Source organism: Pseudomonas rustica, from assembly GCF_018336155.1.
GTDB lineage: Bacteria > Pseudomonadota > Gammaproteobacteria > Pseudomonadales > Pseudomonadaceae > Aquipseudomonas > Aquipseudomonas rustica.
Genome location: NZ_JAGYHF010000004.1, coordinates 197622 through 214883 on the forward strand (window position 1 = coordinate 197622; position 17262 = coordinate 214883).

At 58.6% G+C, this 17262-nt stretch carries 13 protein-coding genes; 8 read left to right on the forward strand and 5 right to left on the reverse strand.

The features are described 5' to 3' along the window. The first annotated feature begins 24 nt into the window (after positions 1–24). From KFS80_RS08830 to KFS80_RS08840, 3 genes are all read left to right on the forward strand, one after another. On the forward strand, positions 25–1611 hold the full coding sequence (locus tag KFS80_RS08830) for a GMC family oxidoreductase (protein WP_212544565.1): 1587 nt from the start codon (positions 25–27) through the stop codon (positions 1609–1611). Between the two features lie 251 nt (positions 1612–1862). Next, a complete protein-coding gene (locus KFS80_RS08835; protein WP_053119536.1) occupies positions 1863–3443 on the forward strand; it encodes an arylsulfatase in 1581 nt (526 codons plus the stop codon). A gap of 97 nt (positions 3444–3540) precedes the next feature. After that, complete coding sequence (locus KFS80_RS08840) at positions 3541–3891, forward strand: hypothetical protein (RefSeq protein WP_212544566.1); 351 nt, start codon at positions 3541–3543, stop codon at positions 3889–3891. A gap of 37 nt (positions 3892–3928) precedes the next feature. Here KFS80_RS08840 and KFS80_RS08845 read toward each other — a convergent pair whose 3' ends face one another. Together KFS80_RS08845 and metE are read right to left on the reverse strand one after the other, a co-directional pair. After that, positions 3929–4216, reverse strand: a complete 288-nt coding sequence (locus tag KFS80_RS08845) for a hypothetical protein (protein ID WP_212544567.1) — start codon at positions 4214–4216, stop codon at positions 3929–3931. 899 nt (positions 4217–5115) lie between these two features. Next, positions 5116–7404, reverse strand: a complete 2289-nt coding sequence (metE, locus tag KFS80_RS08850; protein WP_212544735.1) for a 5-methyltetrahydropteroyltriglutamate--homocysteine S-methyltransferase — start codon at positions 7402–7404, stop codon at positions 5116–5118. 300 nt (positions 7405–7704) lie between these two features. Here metE and KFS80_RS08855 point away from each other — a divergent pair, with 300 nt between their 5' ends. From KFS80_RS08855 to KFS80_RS26925, 3 genes are all read left to right on the forward strand, one after another. After that, positions 7705–9081 carry a pyridoxal-phosphate dependent enzyme gene (locus tag KFS80_RS08855; RefSeq protein ID WP_053121219.1) on the forward strand — a complete coding sequence of 459 codons (1377 nt, stop codon included), beginning with the start codon at positions 7705–7707 and terminating at the stop codon, positions 9079–9081. Next, positions 9078–10250, forward strand: a complete 1173-nt coding sequence (locus KFS80_RS08860; protein ID WP_212544568.1) for a cystathionine gamma-synthase — start codon at positions 9078–9080, stop codon at positions 10248–10250. The genes KFS80_RS08855 and KFS80_RS08860 overlap by 4 nt, the downstream gene beginning before the upstream one ends. Positions 10251–10902: 652 nt before the next feature. Then, positions 10903–11511, forward strand: coding sequence for a heme utilization protein (locus tag KFS80_RS26925; RefSeq protein WP_246541756.1), 609 nt, complete (start codon positions 10903–10905; stop codon positions 11509–11511). 334 nt (positions 11512–11845) lie between these two features. Here the strand turns inward: KFS80_RS26925 and KFS80_RS08870 are convergent, their stop codons facing one another. Then, complete coding sequence (locus KFS80_RS08870) at positions 11846–12844, reverse strand: bile acid:sodium symporter family protein (RefSeq protein WP_053121226.1); 999 nt, start codon at positions 12842–12844, stop codon at positions 11846–11848. An 84-nt stretch (positions 12845–12928) separates the two neighbouring features. On the opposite strand from KFS80_RS08870, the gene KFS80_RS08875 reads away from it, so the two are divergent. Next, positions 12929–13717 (forward strand): AraC family transcriptional regulator, encoded by a 789-nt coding sequence (locus KFS80_RS08875; protein WP_212544569.1) that lies wholly within the window; start codon positions 12929–12931, stop codon positions 13715–13717. On the opposite strand, the gene KFS80_RS08880 is transcribed toward KFS80_RS08875, so the two are convergent. Then, entirely contained in the window at positions 13718–14662 is a 945-nt protein-coding gene (locus KFS80_RS08880) for a Dyp-type peroxidase (RefSeq protein WP_212544570.1), read from the reverse strand. A 196-nt stretch (positions 14663–14858) separates the two neighbouring features. On the opposite strand from KFS80_RS08880, the gene KFS80_RS08885 reads away from it, so the two are divergent. After that, positions 14859–15833 carry a TerC family protein gene (locus tag KFS80_RS08885; protein WP_212544571.1) on the forward strand — a complete coding sequence of 325 codons (975 nt, stop codon included), beginning with the start codon at positions 14859–14861 and terminating at the stop codon, positions 15831–15833. Positions 15834–15956: 123 nt separating this feature from the next. On the opposite strand, the gene KFS80_RS08890 is transcribed toward KFS80_RS08885, so the two are convergent. Then, complete coding sequence (locus KFS80_RS08890) at positions 15957–17057, reverse strand: polyamine ABC transporter substrate-binding protein (protein WP_159814039.1); 1101 nt, start codon at positions 17055–17057, stop codon at positions 15957–15959. Between the last annotated feature and the right edge of the window lie 205 nt (positions 17058–17262).

Genomic DNA, 17262 nt, shown 5'->3' on the forward strand with positions numbered 1-17262 from the left:
TCACTCGCTCGGGATTGCTCTGTAATGGAATTCGATTACGTAATCATCGGTGCCGGCTCAGCCGGTTGCGTTCTGGCCAATCGCCTGAGTACAGACCCGCACGTCACGGTGTGTTTGCTGGAGTCAGGGCCTGAAGACCGCTCACCACTGATCCACGCACCGGTGGGCGTCGCAGCGATAGTGCCTACGCGGCATGTCAACTGGGCGTTCAAGACCGTTGCGCAGCCAGGCTTGAACGGGCGTTACGGCTATCAACCACGGGGCAAGACGCTGGGCGGTAGCAGTTCGATCAACGGCATGATTTATATTCGTGGCCATCACACGGACTTTGACGATTGGCAGGCGCAGGGCAATCCGGGCTGGTCGTTTGCTGAGGTGCTGCCGTACTTTCGCAAGAGCGAGATGAACTACCGCGGTGCCTGCGATCTGCACGGCGCGCTCGGTGAACTGTACGTCGGCAAAAACCCGATACATCCAGCGACTCAGGCCTTTATCGACGCGGGTCAGATGGCCGGGCACCGCTACAACGCGGATTTCAACGGTGTCGATCAGGAAGGCATCGGCCAGTACGACGTGACGATCCGCGAGGGTCGACGCTGGAGCACGGCCACCGCGTTTCTCAAACCGATTCGACACACGCGCAAAAACCTCACCGTGCTGACGTCGGCGGTCGCCGAGCGCATTGTGCTAGAGGACAAAAAAGCCGTCGGTGTCACGCTTTGCCGCAACGGTGACCGGCAAACCATCAAGGCCCGGCGCGAGGTTCTGCTCAGTGCCGGCGCCTTTGGCAGCCCGCAGTTGCTGATGCTGTCGGGGATTGGCCCGCAAGAGGAGCTCAAACCTCAAGGCATCGCGGTTCTGCACGAACTTACGGGCGTCGGCCAGAATCTGCAGGATCATCCGGATGTCGTGCTCCAGTACAAAAGCCCCGATACGTCATTGATGGGCATCTCTGTAAGCGGCGGCATCAACATGGGCAAGGCCTGGCTTGATTACGTCAGGCATCGTCGGGGGCCGTTCATCAGCAACTTCGCTGAAGGCGGTGCTTTTCTGAAAACCGACAGCAGCCTGACGCGTCCGGACATCCAGTTGCATTCAGTGATCGCGATGATCGACGACCACAACCGCAAATTGCACTGGGGGCACGGTTTCAGTTGTCACGTCTGCGTGCTGCGCCCAAAAAGCAGAGGCAGCGTCGGTTTGCAGTCGATTGACCCTACCGCCCCGCCTCGCATCGACCCAAATCTTCTAGGCCATGACGATGACGTCGAGACATTGCTGACGGGATACCGCATGGCCCGCGAGATCATCCAGCAAGCGCCCATGGCACGTTTCGGTCTGAAAGATGTGCTCAGCGAAGGCTTGTACGGGGACGAGCAACTGATCCAGTTACTGCGCCAGCGTGCAGACTCCATCTACCACCCGGTCGGCACCTGCAAGATGGGCAACGATGAACTCGCCGTGGTCGACAGTCAGTTACGCGTGCACGGGATCGAAGGGCTCCGCGTCGTTGACGCATCGATCATGCCGACCCTGGTGGGCGGTAACACCAATGCAGCCTCGATCATGATTGCCGAACGTGCCGCTGACTGGATTATCAATGCACGTTAAGCGTCGATGAGAAGTTTTATCTGTCAGAAAAGTCGCAACTTAATTGGCTGCATTAATTGTCGTGACATCAAGTACTTGGTTTGATTTCAGAGGTTCGCCAGAGGGCAAATGTCATATTTGGACACGCGCACTGGAGGCGAAAACACCCACGCCATCTAAGGTGAAACGGGCATTCCGTAAAGTTTGCACGAGGGCAAAGTGATGGCACGTCATAAGTCCGTAAGGACTACCTGTCTAAAGGAGTTGTAGGTATGACTGATTTAAGTAAGTGGTTACCTACGTTTGCGTTAGTTGCAGCGTCGGTCATCTCAGCCTCGGCCATGGCTGCGGAGAAACCCAATATATTGGTGATTTTTGGTGACGACATCGGCCAGACCAATATCAGCGCCTATTCAATGGGCGTGGTGGGTTACAAAACGCCAAACATCGACCGGATTGCCAAAGAAGGCATGATGTTCACCGATTACTACGCGGAGAACAGCTGCACGGCAGGTCGATCTTCTTTCATCACTGGCCAGACGCCACTACGTACCGGCCTGTCGAAAGTCGGCATCCCCGGCGCACCGGTCGGCCTGCAAAAACGCGATATCACCATCGCTCAGGCGCTCAAATCCCAGGGTTATGCGACCGGTCAGTTCGGCAAGAACCACTTGGGCGACAAGGATGAATACCTGCCGACCAACCACGGTTTCGACGAGTTCTTTGGCAACCTGTATCACCTCAATGCCGAAGAAGAACCTGAGCGTCCGTACTGGCCGAAGGATGACCCGGAGTTCGTCAAAGCCACCTCCCCTCGCGGCGTCATTCACAGCTTTGCCGATGGCAAAATCGAAGACACCGGTGCGTTGACTAAAAAACGCATGGAAACCATCGACGACGAAACCACCGCCGCCGCACAGGCTTTCATCGAGAAACAGGCGAAAGCGGACAAACCGTTTTTTGTCTGGATGAACACCACCCGCATGCACGCGTTTACGCACATACGTGACTCAATGCAGGGCCAAAGCGGCATGCCGGGCAACGATTACGCCGACGGCATGATCGAGCACGACGGTGACGTCGGTAAACTGCTGAAAACCCTCGATGACCTGAAAATCACCGATAACACCATCGTGGTTTACACCACCGACAACGGCCCGAACCAGTGGTCGTGGCCCGATGCGGCAACCACACCGTTCCGCAACGAAAAGAACTCCAACTGGGAAGGTGCTTACCGTGTGCCAGCAATGGTTCGCTGGCCAGGCAAGATCAAACCGGGTGAAGTGTCCAACGAGCTGTTCTCGGGTCTGGACTGGTTCCCGACACTGCTCGCCGCTGCGGGTGACACCGATGTCACCAACAAGCTACTCAAAGGCTGGGCGCCGACTTCCGGTGGCACCAGTTTCAAAGTGCATCTGGATGGCTACAACCAACTGCCGTACCTGACCGGCCAGAGCCCTAAAGGTGAGCGCAAGGAGTTCTACTACTTCAACGACGATGGCGTGCTGGTGTCGATGCGTTTCGGCAACTGGAAAGCCGTGTTCTGCGAACAACGCGCACCGGGCGGCTTCAAGGTCTGGAGCGAACCGTTCGTGTGCCTGCGCGTACCGAAAATCTTCAACCTGCGCATGGATCCGTATGAACGTGCCGATATCGTTTCCGACCAGTACTACGACTGGACGACCAAAAACGTTTATCTGACCGAAATGGCCGTCGGCAAGTCCGCAGCGTTCCTGCAGACCTTCGTCGATTACCCGCCTAGCCAGAAACCAGCGAGCTTCAGCGTTGACCAGATCCGCGCGGCGGTCGATGCAAAAATCGCTGAAAAAATGAAGGCCGAAGCAAAACAGTAAGACGCGCGCCTGAGAGCGGCATCGCAAAGCTTTCTCCAGGCGCGGCATCCCGTATGTCGCGCCTGGAGAAAGCCCCATTATTCAGGGAGAAGAACATATGAAGGCAGCCCTATGGGTGTTGACGCTGGCGTCACTGACAGGCTGTGCGGCACCCTCGATGAATGAACTGCGCCAGGAGGAACCGCGCCAAGTGCTGCATTCGAAAAAAGCCGTCAAGGTAATTGCCGACTGCGTACAGCATGGCTGGGAGAACCTTTCGGTGTTCGAGGGCCGATCCGGGGCCACTCAGGAACCGGGCAAGAAAGGCGCGATTACGGTGGCCACAACGGGCTCGGCATACTTCGTTGATATTCAGCCTGATGCGTCCGGTTCGGTGGCGAAATATTACGCATCGACCTATCGCTGGATATCCAGGAAGCACTTGGACACTGTGGAAAGCTGCCTGTAATTTGCCGCCTGGCCCACTGCGCAGAGGTGGGCCGGGATTACTTGCACTTGGCCAACACCACATGACAGGTGTTCGGCGTTCCACCGGAACGACCGGCATAGCGGATGCAGTTGTTCAAGGATTTTTGGCGAGCCATGTTCAGGCTGGAGCCCCACGCGAGACCGCCCTCGCCGACCGTTGGTAATGCCTTGGCGTAACAACTGTCGCCGACGCCTGATGGCGGATAGTGCTTTCGGTTCGAGCAGCCTGAGATCAACGTCAGGCTGATCGCTACCAACGTGAGCCAGGCCCATAACGGACTCCGGCACCTCTGTAATCCGATCATCCCGTTTCACCTGCTGCGAGAGAGCCGCGATGGCATGAGTCTAGCCGGTATGCCCAAGGATCATGTAGGAGCTGCCGAAGGCTGCGATCTTTTGATCTGTTTTTAAGATCAACATCAAAAGATCGCAGCCTTCGGCAGCTCCTACAGTAATCCGACTAGCCCGTTACCTCTGGCCAACGCAGTCAAACTGTGGGAGCGGGCTTGCTCGCGAAGGGGGCGGCAGGTTCAGTATCTTCGTTGCAGGTACACCGCTTTCGCGAGCAATCTCTGCTCCTACAAAAACAAAAGCAACATCAAAAGATCGCAGCCTTCGGCAGCTCCTACGCAGGATGAGCGCAAGCTCGGCTGCAGCTTTTGATCTACCCGCCCCGTCGGAAGGCTGAGTGGCGGGATTTATCCGGGGGTGGGAGCGCAGCGACCGTTTGGCGCAGCCAAATGCATCGAGAGGAGGTGCAGCGAAGCAAACCGTAGGCGATGCGCCCGGATGAATTCCGTAACGAAGGAACCCCGAGCCCCAGCGAGCGGGCCGAACGCTGGGGCAAAGCCTTTTGGGTTACCTTTTCGGCGTCTGGAAAAGGTGACCCGCCGTAAGGGCGGAACCCTAAGCGGCCGTTACCGCAGGAATGGATATGTACGCAGTCAGAAAGAACCCTACAGCCTTCGCGAGCAGGCTCACTCCCACAATTGGAACTGGGTATATTCTGCCAGAGATTGGTCGGCTCTCAGGCCGCCATCGCTGGCAAGCCAGCTCCTACAAGGATGTGTGGTAATCCCCGGTTCCGTGATCAACACTAATTCCCTGTGGGAGTGAGCCTGCTCGCGATGGCGGTGGGTCTGTGCCGAAAATGCTGGCTGACACAGCGCTTTCGCGAGCAGGCTCGCTCCCACAGGTTTTGTGATCAGGCCAATTCTTTGCGCAGTTGCCGGGCAGCGGTGACCATGTGCACCAGCGCCGCTTCGGTCTCTGGCCAGCCGCGGGTTTTAAGGCCGCAGTCGGGGTTGACCCACAAGCGCTCCGCCGGGATACGCTTGGCCGCTTTACGCAACAGATTGGTCATTTCTGACGCATCCGGCACCCGTGGCGAGTGGATGTCGTAGACGCCCGGGCCGATTTCATTCGGGTAGGCGAAAGCTTCGAAAGCCTCCAGCAATTCCATGTCCGAGCGCGAAGTTTCGATGGTGATCACGTCGGCATCCATCGCCGCGATGGACTCGATCACGTCGTTGAATTCGCTGTAGCACATGTGCGTGTGAATCTGCGTTTCGTCGCGCACACCCGAGGCGCACAAACGGAATACTTCAGTCGCCCAATCCAGATAATGCTGCCACTGCGCCTGACGCAACGGCAGACCTTCACGGAAGGCCGCTTCGTCGATTTGCACGATCTTGATGCCGGCGGCTTCCAGATCCACCACTTCGTCGCGAATCGCCAGCGCCAGTTGCCGGGCCTGCGCTTCACGCGAAACGTCTTCACGCGGGAACGACCACATCAGCATGGTCACCGGGCCAGTCAGCATGCCTTTCATGACCTTGCGGGTCAGGCTCTGGGCGTAGCGAATCCATTCGACGGTCATGGCTTTCGGACGACTCAGATCACCAAAAATCACCGCCGGTTTCACGCAGCGCGAACCGTAGCTCTGCACCCAGCCAAAACGGGTGAATACATAGCCGTCGAGTTGTTCGGCAAAGTACTCGACCATGTCATTGCGCTCGGCTTCACCGTGCACCAACACATCAAGACCCAAACGCTCCTGAATCTCCACCGCGTGGCGGATTTCGCTGTGCATCGCCTCGGTGTATTCGGCTTCGCTGAGCTTGCCTTGCTTGAACGATTGCCGAGCCAGACGAATCGATGCGGTCTGCGGGAACGAACCGATCGTCGTGGTCGGAAACAGCGGCAGATCGAGCCCGGCACGCTGCTTGGCGATACGCTGGGCAAACAACGATTGACGCTGACTATCCTTGGCAGTGATCGCCGCCACACGCGCCTGAACCGCCGGTTTGTGAATGCGTGGCGATGCAGCACGCGCAGCCTGCACCGAACGGCTCTGGGTCAATGCCCGCAGCACGCGCGGCGCTTCCGGTTCGTTAACCGCCTGAGCCAGAACCGCCACTTCCTCGCACTTCTGCACGGCGAAGGCCAGCCAGCTTTTCAGTTCGGCATCCAGCTTGTCTTCACGGCCCAGATCCACCGGGCTGTGCAACAGCGAGCAGGACGGCGCCACCCACAAGCGATCACCCAGACGCTCATGCGCATGCTGCAAAGTCGCAAGGGCATTTTCCAGATCGCAGCGCCAGACGTTACGGCCGTTGACTACACCCAGCGACAACACTTTATACGCCGGCAGACGATCAAGAATCGTCGGGTACTGTTCCGGCGCACGCACCAGATCAATGTGCAAACCGTCGACGGGCAGATTCGCCGCCAGACCAAGGTTTTCTTCCAAGCCACCAAAGTACGTGGCCAACAGTTTCTTCAATGGATCACGCTGAATCTGGTTGTAGGCGCGCTCGAATGCGTTCTTCCATTCCTGAGGCAGATCGAGCACCAGAATCGGCTCGTCAATCTGCACCCACTCCACGCCCTGAGCAGCAAGGCGCGAGAAGATCTGCCCGTACAGCGGCAACAAACGATCGAGCAAATCGAGCTTGTCGAAATCGGCGCCTTTGGCCTTGCCCAGCCACAGATAGGTCAGCGGGCCGATGATCACCGGTTTGACGTTGTGCCCCAGCGCGCGGGCTTCTTCGACTTCTTCGAACAACTGTTCCCAACCCAACTGGAACTGTTGATCCGCGCTGAATTCCGGGACGATGTAGTGGTAGTTGGTATCGAACCACTTGGTCATTTCCTGGGCGTGAGCACCGCCGCAGCAACTGTCGCTGACGCCACGCGCCATACCGAACAGGGTGTGCAGACTGGCTTTGCCGTCGTGCGGACGGAAGCGCTCCGGGATCACACCGAACATCAGCGAGTGCGTCAGCACCTGGTCGTACCAGGCGAAATCGCCGACCGGCAACAACTCGATGCCGGCGTTCTTCTGCAAGTCCCAATGGGCTTTGCGCAGTTCCCGCCCGACGTCACGCAGGCCCGCTTCGTTCAGTTCTCCTTTCCAGAACGCCTCTTGCGCTTTTTTCAGTTCGCGGTCGCGACCGATGCGCGGAAATCCAAGGGAATGGGCGAGTGCCATAACAAACAACTCCAATGTCTTGTTGATGGCGGGCATTGTCGGCATCGGTCGCAAGTGAATCAAACTCAATATAATCCTGATCATCACAAGAAATCTTCATGATCACCCACCCCCCTGTAGGAGCTGCGGAACGCTGCGATCCTTTGATCTTGCCCTTCAAAAACCAACATCAAAAGATCGCAGCGTTCCGCAGCTCCTACGGGGATCGGGGTTGCGAGAGGTGCCAACCGGGCCTATGTTGCTTGCGAGCATCTTCTGCGCGAATGGAACGCGATCAATCACCAACACCGAGGTGAAGACATGTCAAAGGAATCCCGCCCTGCCGTACTTGGGCTGATCGGCAACACCCCGCTGGTGCAAGTGACCCGCTTTGATACCGGGCCGTGCACGCTGTTTCTAAAACTCGAATCACAGAACCCCGGCGGCTCGATCAAGGATCGCATCGGCCTGGCAATGATCGACGCCGCTGAACGCGATGGCCGTCTGCAACCGGGTGGCACCATCGTCGAAGCGACGGCCGGCAACACCGGTCTGGGCCTGGCACTGGTCGGCCGCGCCAAAGGTTATCGGGTGGTTTTGGTGGTGCCGGACAAAATGTCCACCGAGAAAGTCCTGCATTTGAAAGCCATGGGCGCCGAGGTGCACATCACCCGCTCCGATGTCGGCAAGGGCCATCCCGAGTATTACCAGGACGTCGCCGCGCGTTTGGCGAAAGACATTCCCGGCGCGTTTTTCGCCGACCAATTCAACAACCCCGCCAACCCGCTGGCCCACGAATGCAGCACCGCGCCGGAGATCTGGGCGCAGACCGAACATGATCTGGACGCGATTGTGGTGGGCGTTGGCTCGGCCGGCACGCTGACCGGTTTGACCCGATTCTTCAAACGCGTGCAACCGGATCTGGAAATGGTCTTGGCCGATCCGGTCGGCTCGGTCATGGCGCAATACAGCCGCGACGGCAGCCTGCCAACGCCCGGTTCATGGGCGGTGGAAGGCATCGGCGAAGATTTTATTCCGTCGATCACCGACCTCTCCAGCGTGCGCCACGCCTACTCGATCAGCGACGAAGAAAGCTTCGATCACGCCCGTCAATTACTCAAGGCCGAGGGCATTCTCGGCGGTTCCTCCACCGGCACCCTCCTCGCCGCCGCGCTGCGTTATTGCCGCGAACAGACCGAGCCGAAGCGCGTAGTCAGTTTCGTCTGCGACACCGGCACGCGCTATCTGTCGAAGGTTTACAACGATCAATGGATGACCGATCAGGGCCTGCTCAAACGCAAAGGTTATGGCGACTTGCGCGACCTGGTTGCCCGTCGTTTTGAAGATGGCCGGGTGATCAGCGTCGGCCCCGACGACACCCTGCTGACCGCCTTCCAGCGCATGCGCCTGGCCGACGTTTCGCAGTTGCCGGTGTTGATCGACGGCAAGCAACTGGTCGGCGTGATCGATGAGTCGGACATCCTGCTCGGCGTCCATGAGGATGCCGCGCACTTCCGCAAACCGGTGACCAGCGCCATGACCGACAAGCTGCAAACCCTCGCGCCGAACGCCGATCTGGCTGAGCTGGAAAGCGTGCTCAGCCGTGGCCTCGTCGCCATCATCGCCGACGCCTCCGGCTTCCATGGCCTGATCACCCGCGTCGACATGCTCAACCAATTACGGAGATCCCTCGCATGAGTCAGCACGACGTTAAATCCCAAGGCTTCGCGACCCGGGTGATCCACGCCGGGCAGGAACCGGATCCGACCACCGGCGCGCTGATGCCGCCGATCTACGCCAACTCCACCTACCTGCAAGACAGCCCCGGCGTGCACAAAGGTTTCGATTACGGCCGCTCGCACAACCCGACGCGCTTCGCGCTGGAGCGTTGCGTGGCGGATCTTGAAGGTGGCACGCGGGCGTTTGCGTTTGCTTCAGGGCTGGCGACAATTTCGACGGTGCTGGAATTGCTCGATGCCGGCTCGCACATTGTTTCCGGCAACGATCTGTACGGCGGCACGTTCCGTCTTTTCGACAAGGTGCGCCAGCGCAGCGCCGGGCATCGTTTCAGCTTCGTCGACCTGGCGGATCTGTCGGCGTTCGAAGCGTCATTGCAGGACGACACGCGGATGGTCATGGTCGAGACGCCGACCAACCCGCTGCTGAGCCTGTCGGATCTGGCCGAGATTGCGCGTATCTGCCGCGCACGCGGGATCATTTGCGTGGCCGACAACACCTTCGCCAGCCCCTATATCCAGCGGCCGCTGGAGTTGGGTTTCGACATCGTGCTGCACTCAACCACCAAGTATTTGAACGGCCACTCCGATGTGATTGGCGGGATTGCCGTGGTTGGGCAGAACGCTGAACTGGCAGAGAAACTGGGTTTTCTGCAAAACGCCGTCGGGGCGATTGCCGGGCCGTTCGATGCGTTTCTGACCTTGCGCGGGGTGAAAACCTTGGCGCTGCGCATGGAGCGTCATTGCAGCAATGCGCTGGAGCTGGCGCAGTGGCTGGAGCAGCAGCCGCAGGTTAAACGTGTCTACTATCCGGGGCTGCCGTCGCATCCGCAGCATGAGTTGGCCAAGCGGCAGATGCGTGGTTTTGGCGGGATGATTTCTGTTGATCTGAATAGTGATCTGGCCGGTGCGCGGCGGTTTTTGGAGAATGTGAAGATCTTTGCGTTGGCGGAAAGTCTGGGCGGCGTGGAGAGTTTGATCGAGCATCCGGCGATCATGACGCATGCGACGATTCCGGCTGAGACGCGGGCTAAACTCGGGATTGGTGACGGGTTGGTGCGGCTGTCGGTGGGGGTTGAGGATGTTGAGGATCTGCGGGGGGATTTGTTGCAGGCTTTGGCTGGGATGTAAGTCTTGGGGTTTGATTCGAAATTGTCGAGGGGGGCTGCTTCGCAGCCCAACGGGGCGGTGCGACGTTTCGCTAAATCCCCTCGCCACAGGGGTACAAGGGAGAACTGTGGAGAACGACAAAGCCCGCACGGGGCGGGCTTTGGTGTTTGAGTAGGCGGCCAGTGCTGGTCTCTGGCTTACAAGGTTTATCGGGAGTCTCACAGTACTGGACCAGGGTGAAAGTAACGGTCTCAGCTGCTTCACACGGCATAAGGGCTGGATCTCAGCGCGGAGATCTTTCTAACCGTGAACCCTTCGGAACGCGCCCCACGTTTCCTTGCTATCCGATTGCGCATCAGTCTGCGTCTTCGCCTACATCATTGAGCCTAGCAAAGCCTGCGCAAACCGGTTCAGTGTTTTTAGACGGATTTCTTTTTTGCGCGTGGCTGCAAGGAAGCGAAACGACTATCCCCTCACCCTTCGTCCCGCCGGCCAATGGCCGGCAAATGCCCATCTATACTGGTTCAGTTGCCTTCGCTGAGTCGTTCAAATCGCCGACACCCGTGCACCCCGACGGTGCGCCCGTGCCAATCGCCAACCAGCTAGACCCGAGTCAGTAAATCGAACGGACATCACTCAACTGCGTTGTAGCTGACGGGTCGTGGAGAAGATCATGAATCACAAGCTTTTGTCAGGCGTTGTATTCGCAGTAGCGGCAACAATCGTGGCGCCCGGAGTCTGGGCCGGACAGCCGCAAGCGGTGGCGGCGGATGGGTCGGATCATGTTGGTGCGGGTGCGGTCGCTGCTGATGGCGCAGATCACGTCGGCGCGAATGCCGTGGCTGCTGACGGTTCCGATCACGTCGGCGCGGGTGCAGTGGCTGCTGACGGCGCAGATCACGTCGGCGCGGGTGCCGTTGCTGCTGACGGCTCTGATCACGTCGGCGCGGGTGCCGTCGCTGCTGACGGCTCCGATCACGTCGGCGCGAATGCTGTGGCTGCTGACGGCTCTGATCATGTCGGCGCGAGCGCTGTGGCAGCAGACGGCGCAGATCACGTCGGCGCGAATGCCGTGGCAGCAGACGGCGCAGATCACGTCGGCGCGAATGCCGTGGCAGCAGACGGCGCAGATCACGTCGGCGCGAATGCCGTGGCATCCGACGGCACAGATCGCTTAAACGCCAACCGTCTCGCCTATTCTCGCGTTGGCGTGGGTTCTGATCGCGTTGCGTCGGCATTGATGACTGGCAGCTATTCCGACCAGTTCAACAGCCCCCAGTAATAAACAAAACTGTAGGAGTGAGCCTGCTCGCGATAGCGCAGTGTCTGTGCCGAAGAAGATGGCTGACACAACGCCATCGCGAGCAGGCTCACTCCTACAATGATTTGTGATGTGCCGCGGATTTTGTATACGGCACAAAACCCTGTGGGAGCGGGCTTGCTCGCGAAAGCGTCTGCTCAGCCAACATCCATGTTGAATGCACTGCCCCCTTCGTGAGCAAGCCCACTCCCACTTTGATTCTGTGCTAGTCAATGCATCCGCATACGCCACAAGTCCCTGTGGGAGCAGGCACGGCTCCTACAAGGATTCGTGCGTTCGGGCGTGAGGTGTCAGCTCACGGATCCACTTGCGCCATCAATTCCGGCACTGATTCCGGCCGTTTCGCATAACGCTGCGCCAACACCGCACAGACCATCAACTGAATCTGATGGAACAACATCAGCGGCAAAATCAACACGCCAATCGTGCTGCCGGCAAACAATACCTGGGCCATCGGCACCCCGGTGGCCAGGCTCTTCTTCGAGCCGCAGAACAGGATGGTGATGCGGTCTTCCTGATTGAAGCCAAACGCCTTGCCCAACAGCGTCGAGGCCACCAGCACCAGCGCCAGCAAAATGCAGCAAACCACCACCAGTCCCAGCAACTCGATCAGCGGAATCTGATGCCAGATGCCTTCATTGACCGCCTCGCTGAACGCGCCGTACACCACCAGCAGAATCGAGCCCTGATCAACGAATTTCAACCAGCTCTTATTGCGGCCGACCCACGCGCCGATCCAGCGGCGGGCAATCTGTCCGGCAATAAACGGCAGGAGCAATTGCACGCTGATCTTGAGGATCGCATCCAGCGTCGAGCCGCCGTCCCCGTGGACGTTGAGCAACAGCGTCACCAGCAACGGCGTGAGGAAGATCCCGAACAGGCTCGAGGCCGCCGCGCTGCAAATCGCCGCCGGGATATTGCCCCGCGCCAGCGAGGTGAAGGCAATCGCCGACTGCACCGTGGCCGGCAAGGCGCAGAGGTACAACATGCCCATGTACAGCTTGTCGCCGATCAGCGGTGACAGCAGCGGTTTCAGCGCCAGGCCCAACAGCGGGAACAGCACGAAGGTCAGGCCGAACACCAACAGATGCAAACGCCAGTGACCGGCGCCGGCGATGATCGACTCGCGGGAAAGCTTGGCGCCATGCAGGAAAAACAGCAGCGCGATGGCGATGTTGGTCAGCCAGCCAAAACCGACCGCGACCTGGCCGCTTGCTGGCAGAAAGCTGGCGAGTAGCACAACGCCGATCAGCGTCAGGGTGAAGTTATCGGGCAAAAATCTTGGGCGAGTCATGGTGTTTTTATCCGGGGGTTGCCAGTGCGTGCCGACGACTCTAACGTGACTGCAAATTACCGACTAACGCCGAAGAGCCTTGAGATGCCGCCTAAAGGACATGACAAAAGCATTCGCCGCAGCATTCCCGGGCTGCCCAGCCTGCCGCGCCCGCTGTATGGACGCACGGAATCACTGCCCAATCGCGCATTGACCCGGCGCCATAGTCACCCGTGGGTGCAGTTGTCGTACGCGATTCAAGGTGTGCTCGAAGTGCAGACCAGCGTCGGCCGCTTTGTCGCGCCGCCGGAGCGCGCGGTGTGGATTCCGGCCGGTGTGCCGCATCGGGTATTCAGTTCGCCGCAAACGGAAATGCGCAGCCTCTACATCGATTGCAGTGTGGCGGGCTGGGCGGTTGAGCATTGTCATGTGCTCGGCGTCAGTGATTTGCTTCGCGAACTGATCCGCGCGTTCAGTCAGGTGCCGGTGGAATACGACCAGAGCGGCCCGCACGGGCGCATGGCGCAGGTGATCCTAGATCAACTGGCAGACGCCCCGCAGATCGATTTGATGCTGCCGCTGCCGCAGGACGCGCGCTTAAAACAAATCTACCAAAGCCTGGAGCAACACCCGGAGCAGCAGACCACCCTGAGTCACTGGAGCGAAAAATTTGGCATCACCGAAAAGACCCTCACCCGCCTGTTCCTGCGCGACACCGGCCTGACCTTCCGCGCCTGGCGCCAACGCCTGCGCCTGCTCGGGGCACTGACGCCGCTGGAGAAAGGTGAACGCGTCACCGATGTGGCGCTGGCCTGTGGTTACGATTCGACGTCGGCATTTATTGCGGCGTTTCGGCAACAATTTGGCGAAACGCCGGGGGAGTTCTTTCGTTGATCAGCGATCCGCCAACTCTTCCAGCAAATCAGCCGACGGCACGAAATACAGGCTCCCGGTGACTGCAGTGCTGAAATCCAGCAACTTGTCATAGTTGCCGACTGGCTTGCCGACAAACATATTTTCCAACATCTGTTCCATCGGCTCAGGCGAACGCGCATAGCCAATAAAGAACGTACCAAACTCCCCCGCTCCCGGTCGGCCAAACGGCATGTTGTCGCGCAGGATCTTCACCTCCTCGCCCTCGGCGGTAGTGATCGTCGTCAGTGCACTGTGTGAATTGGAAGGTTTGACCGAGTCGTCCAGTTCGATGTCGGACAACTTCTCGCGGCCGATCACTCGCTCCTGCGCCTCAACGCTCAGCGAATTCCACGCATTCATGTTGTGCAGGTATTTCTGCACCAGCACGTAGCTGCCGCCACTGAAGCCCGGATCTTCATCACCGACGATGGTGAAATTCACCGCTTTGCGCCCGACCGGGTTTTCCGTGCCGTCGACAAAACCGATGATGCTGCGCATGTCGAAATAACGGAAACCCTGCACCTCGTCGACCACGGTGACGGCATCGCCCAGCACGGCCATGATTTGCGTCGCCAGTTCAAAACACAGATCCATCTGATCGGCGCGGATGTGCAGCAGCAGATCGCCGGGAGTTGACGGCGCGTGTCGCCCTTCCTCGCCAAATTCGCGGAACGCGTGCAGGGACGCCGGTCGCGGGCTGCCAAATAAACGATCCCAGACGTTCGAGGAAAAGCCGCAGATGCAGGTTAGGTTGCCTGACGGCACGCGCTTGCCGACCGAGCGCACCAGCCCGGCGACGTCGCCGCACCAGCCTTTCACGGTTGCGGCGGCGTCGGCGCCTTCATTGAGTGTCGCGACGATAAAAATCGCGCTGCGGGTGATCGGGCTGCACACGGCTTGCGGTTCGAGGATGTCGGTTTGCATGGCTGAAAGTGCCGCCCTGTAGGGGTAACACCAAAGGTGCGACCCGAAATTCGAGGATGAGTCGGACTGCCTTGTTGGCCCGACACTTCGTTTTTATCGAACTCTACCGCAGAAATAAACGATTTTTCTTTCGCGCAAACTCGTCGCTAGCATGGCCACGTCTGACGCTAATCGAATAAAAGACAGGGAGCGTGACATGCCTTCAACCAATATCAATATCGGCGAACCGTGGATGTGGGGCGGCTTCGTCGTCTTCGTGCTGGCGATGCTCGCATTGGATCTCTTTGTGTTCGGCGGGCGCAAGGCGCACCGCGTCTCAGTGCGCGAAGCCTTGTCCTGGGTGATTGCCTGGTGCTTGTTGGCACTGAGTTTCGCCGCGCTGTTGTGGTGGTATTTGCACGGCGAATTCGGTGCCGATATCGCCCGGCAGAAGACCCTGGAATTTCTCACCGGTTATCTGATCGAGCAATCGCTGTCGATCGACAACATGTTCATCTTCGTGATGATTTTCACCTACTTCGCGGTGCCGCCGGAGTTGCAACGCCGCGTGCTGCTGTACGGCGTGCTCGGGGCGATTGTGATGCGCGCGGTGATGATTTTCGCCGGCGTGTGGCTGGTGTCGCAGTTCGAATGGCTGCTGTACGCGTTCGGCGTGTTCCTGATCATCACCGGCATCAAGATGCTGGTGTTTGCCGACCAGCAACCGGATCTCGACAAGAATCCGCTGCTGCGCTGGGTGCGCGGTCATATGCGCATCACCAGTGGCTTTCATGGCGAACGGTTTTTTGTTCTGCAAAACGGTGTGCGCTGGGCGACGCCGATGTTTCTGGTGCTGGTATTGATCGAGGCCAGTGATTTGATGTTCGCGGTCGACAGCATCCCGGCGATCTTCGCCGTAACGACTGACCCGTTCATTGTGTTCACCTCGAACATCTTCGCGATCATGGGCTTGCGCGCGCTGTACTTCCTGCTGGCGGACATGGCTGACCGCTTTCATTTGCTCAAGTACGGGCTGGCGATTGTGCTGGTGTTTATCGGCGGAAAAATGGTGCTGATGCCGTGGTTTCACATGCCGGTGGAGTGGTCGCTGCTGGTGGTGGGCGGGGTGATTTTTGGTTCGGTGTTGCTGAGTCTGGTCATCACCCGAGATGCCGAACGCAGCACCGAATGACACACCAAAAAAACCTGTGGGAGTGGGCTTGCTCGCGAAAGCGGAGTATCAGTCGGCAAATAAGCTGCCTGATACACCGCCTTCGCGAGCAAGCCCGCTCCCACATTGGGTCGGCGTCGACTGTTATTTATCGGACTTGATGCTGGTCCAGACGCGGGTGCGCACGCGTTCGAGTTTCTGCGGCAATGGCTGGACGACGTAGAGGTTTTTCAGTGCCTCCGGGGTCGGTGTCAGGTTCGGGTTGTCGGTGATCTCTTTGTTGATCAACGGGATCGAATCCTTGTTCGCATTCGGGTAGCCGAGGAAGTCACTGATCGGCGCGATGACTTTCGGATCGAGCAAGTTGTTGAGGAATTCGTGGGCCTCTTCGACGTTCTTCGCGCTCTTCGGAATCGCGAAAGTGTCGAACCAGATCGGCGCGCCTTCCTTCGGCAAGCGCCAGTCGACCACGACACCGTTTTTTGCCTCTTTGGCGCGGTTGCCAAACTGGTAGAAGCTGCCCGAATAACCGATGGCCACGCAGATGTCGCCATTGGCGATGTCGGTCATGTACTTGGCCGAGTTGAAGTAGGTGACGTACGGACGAACCTTGAGCATCAGCTCTTTGGCTTTTTCATAGTCGGCAGGGTTTTGGCTATTCGGGTCGAGGCCCAGATAGTGCAGGGCCAGTGGCAGAATTTCTGTCGGCGAATCGAGCATCGCAACGCCGCAGGATTTGAGTTTTTCCATGTTCTCCGGTTTGAACACCAGATCCCAACTGTCGACCGGCGCGTTATCGCCCAGTGCAGCCTTGACCTTGTCCGGGTTGAAGCCGATCAGCACGGTGCCGACCATGTAAGGCACGCCGTACTGGTTGCCGGGGTCGTTCTTGCCCAGCAGTTTCAACAGCTCCGGATCCTGGTGGCTCCAGTTTGGCAATTTCGACTTGTCGAGTTTCTGGAACACGCCGGCCTTGATTTGCGTTTCGAGGAACTGGTTCGACGGCACGACGAGGTCGTAACCGGAGTTGCCGGTGAGCAGTTTGGCTTCCAGGGATTCGTTGGTGTCGAAGGTGTCCCAGATCACTTTGATGCCGCTTTTTGCAGCGAAATCCTTGGGCACGGACGGCAGAATGTAATCCGCCCAGTTGTACACCCGCAGTTCGCGTTGCTCGGCCTGGACGGCGCTGGCCAACAGCGTCAGCCCACACACGGCGGCACCCAGAATGCGTTTCATCGTGACCATGGTTGTTTCCCCAAAATGCGGCGTGAGTTCGATGGTTTTTATGTTCTGTACACGGCAGCGGCTTTAAAGGTAGCCGAGGGTAAAAAAGGTCTAGCGTTTCGTTATGGTTTTGATTCTTGCTGACAGCGTAGACGGATCACAGTGGGGGATGGGCCAAAAGGGGATCGATGTGGCCAATATGAATGACCACCGGGATGCGTGAGCA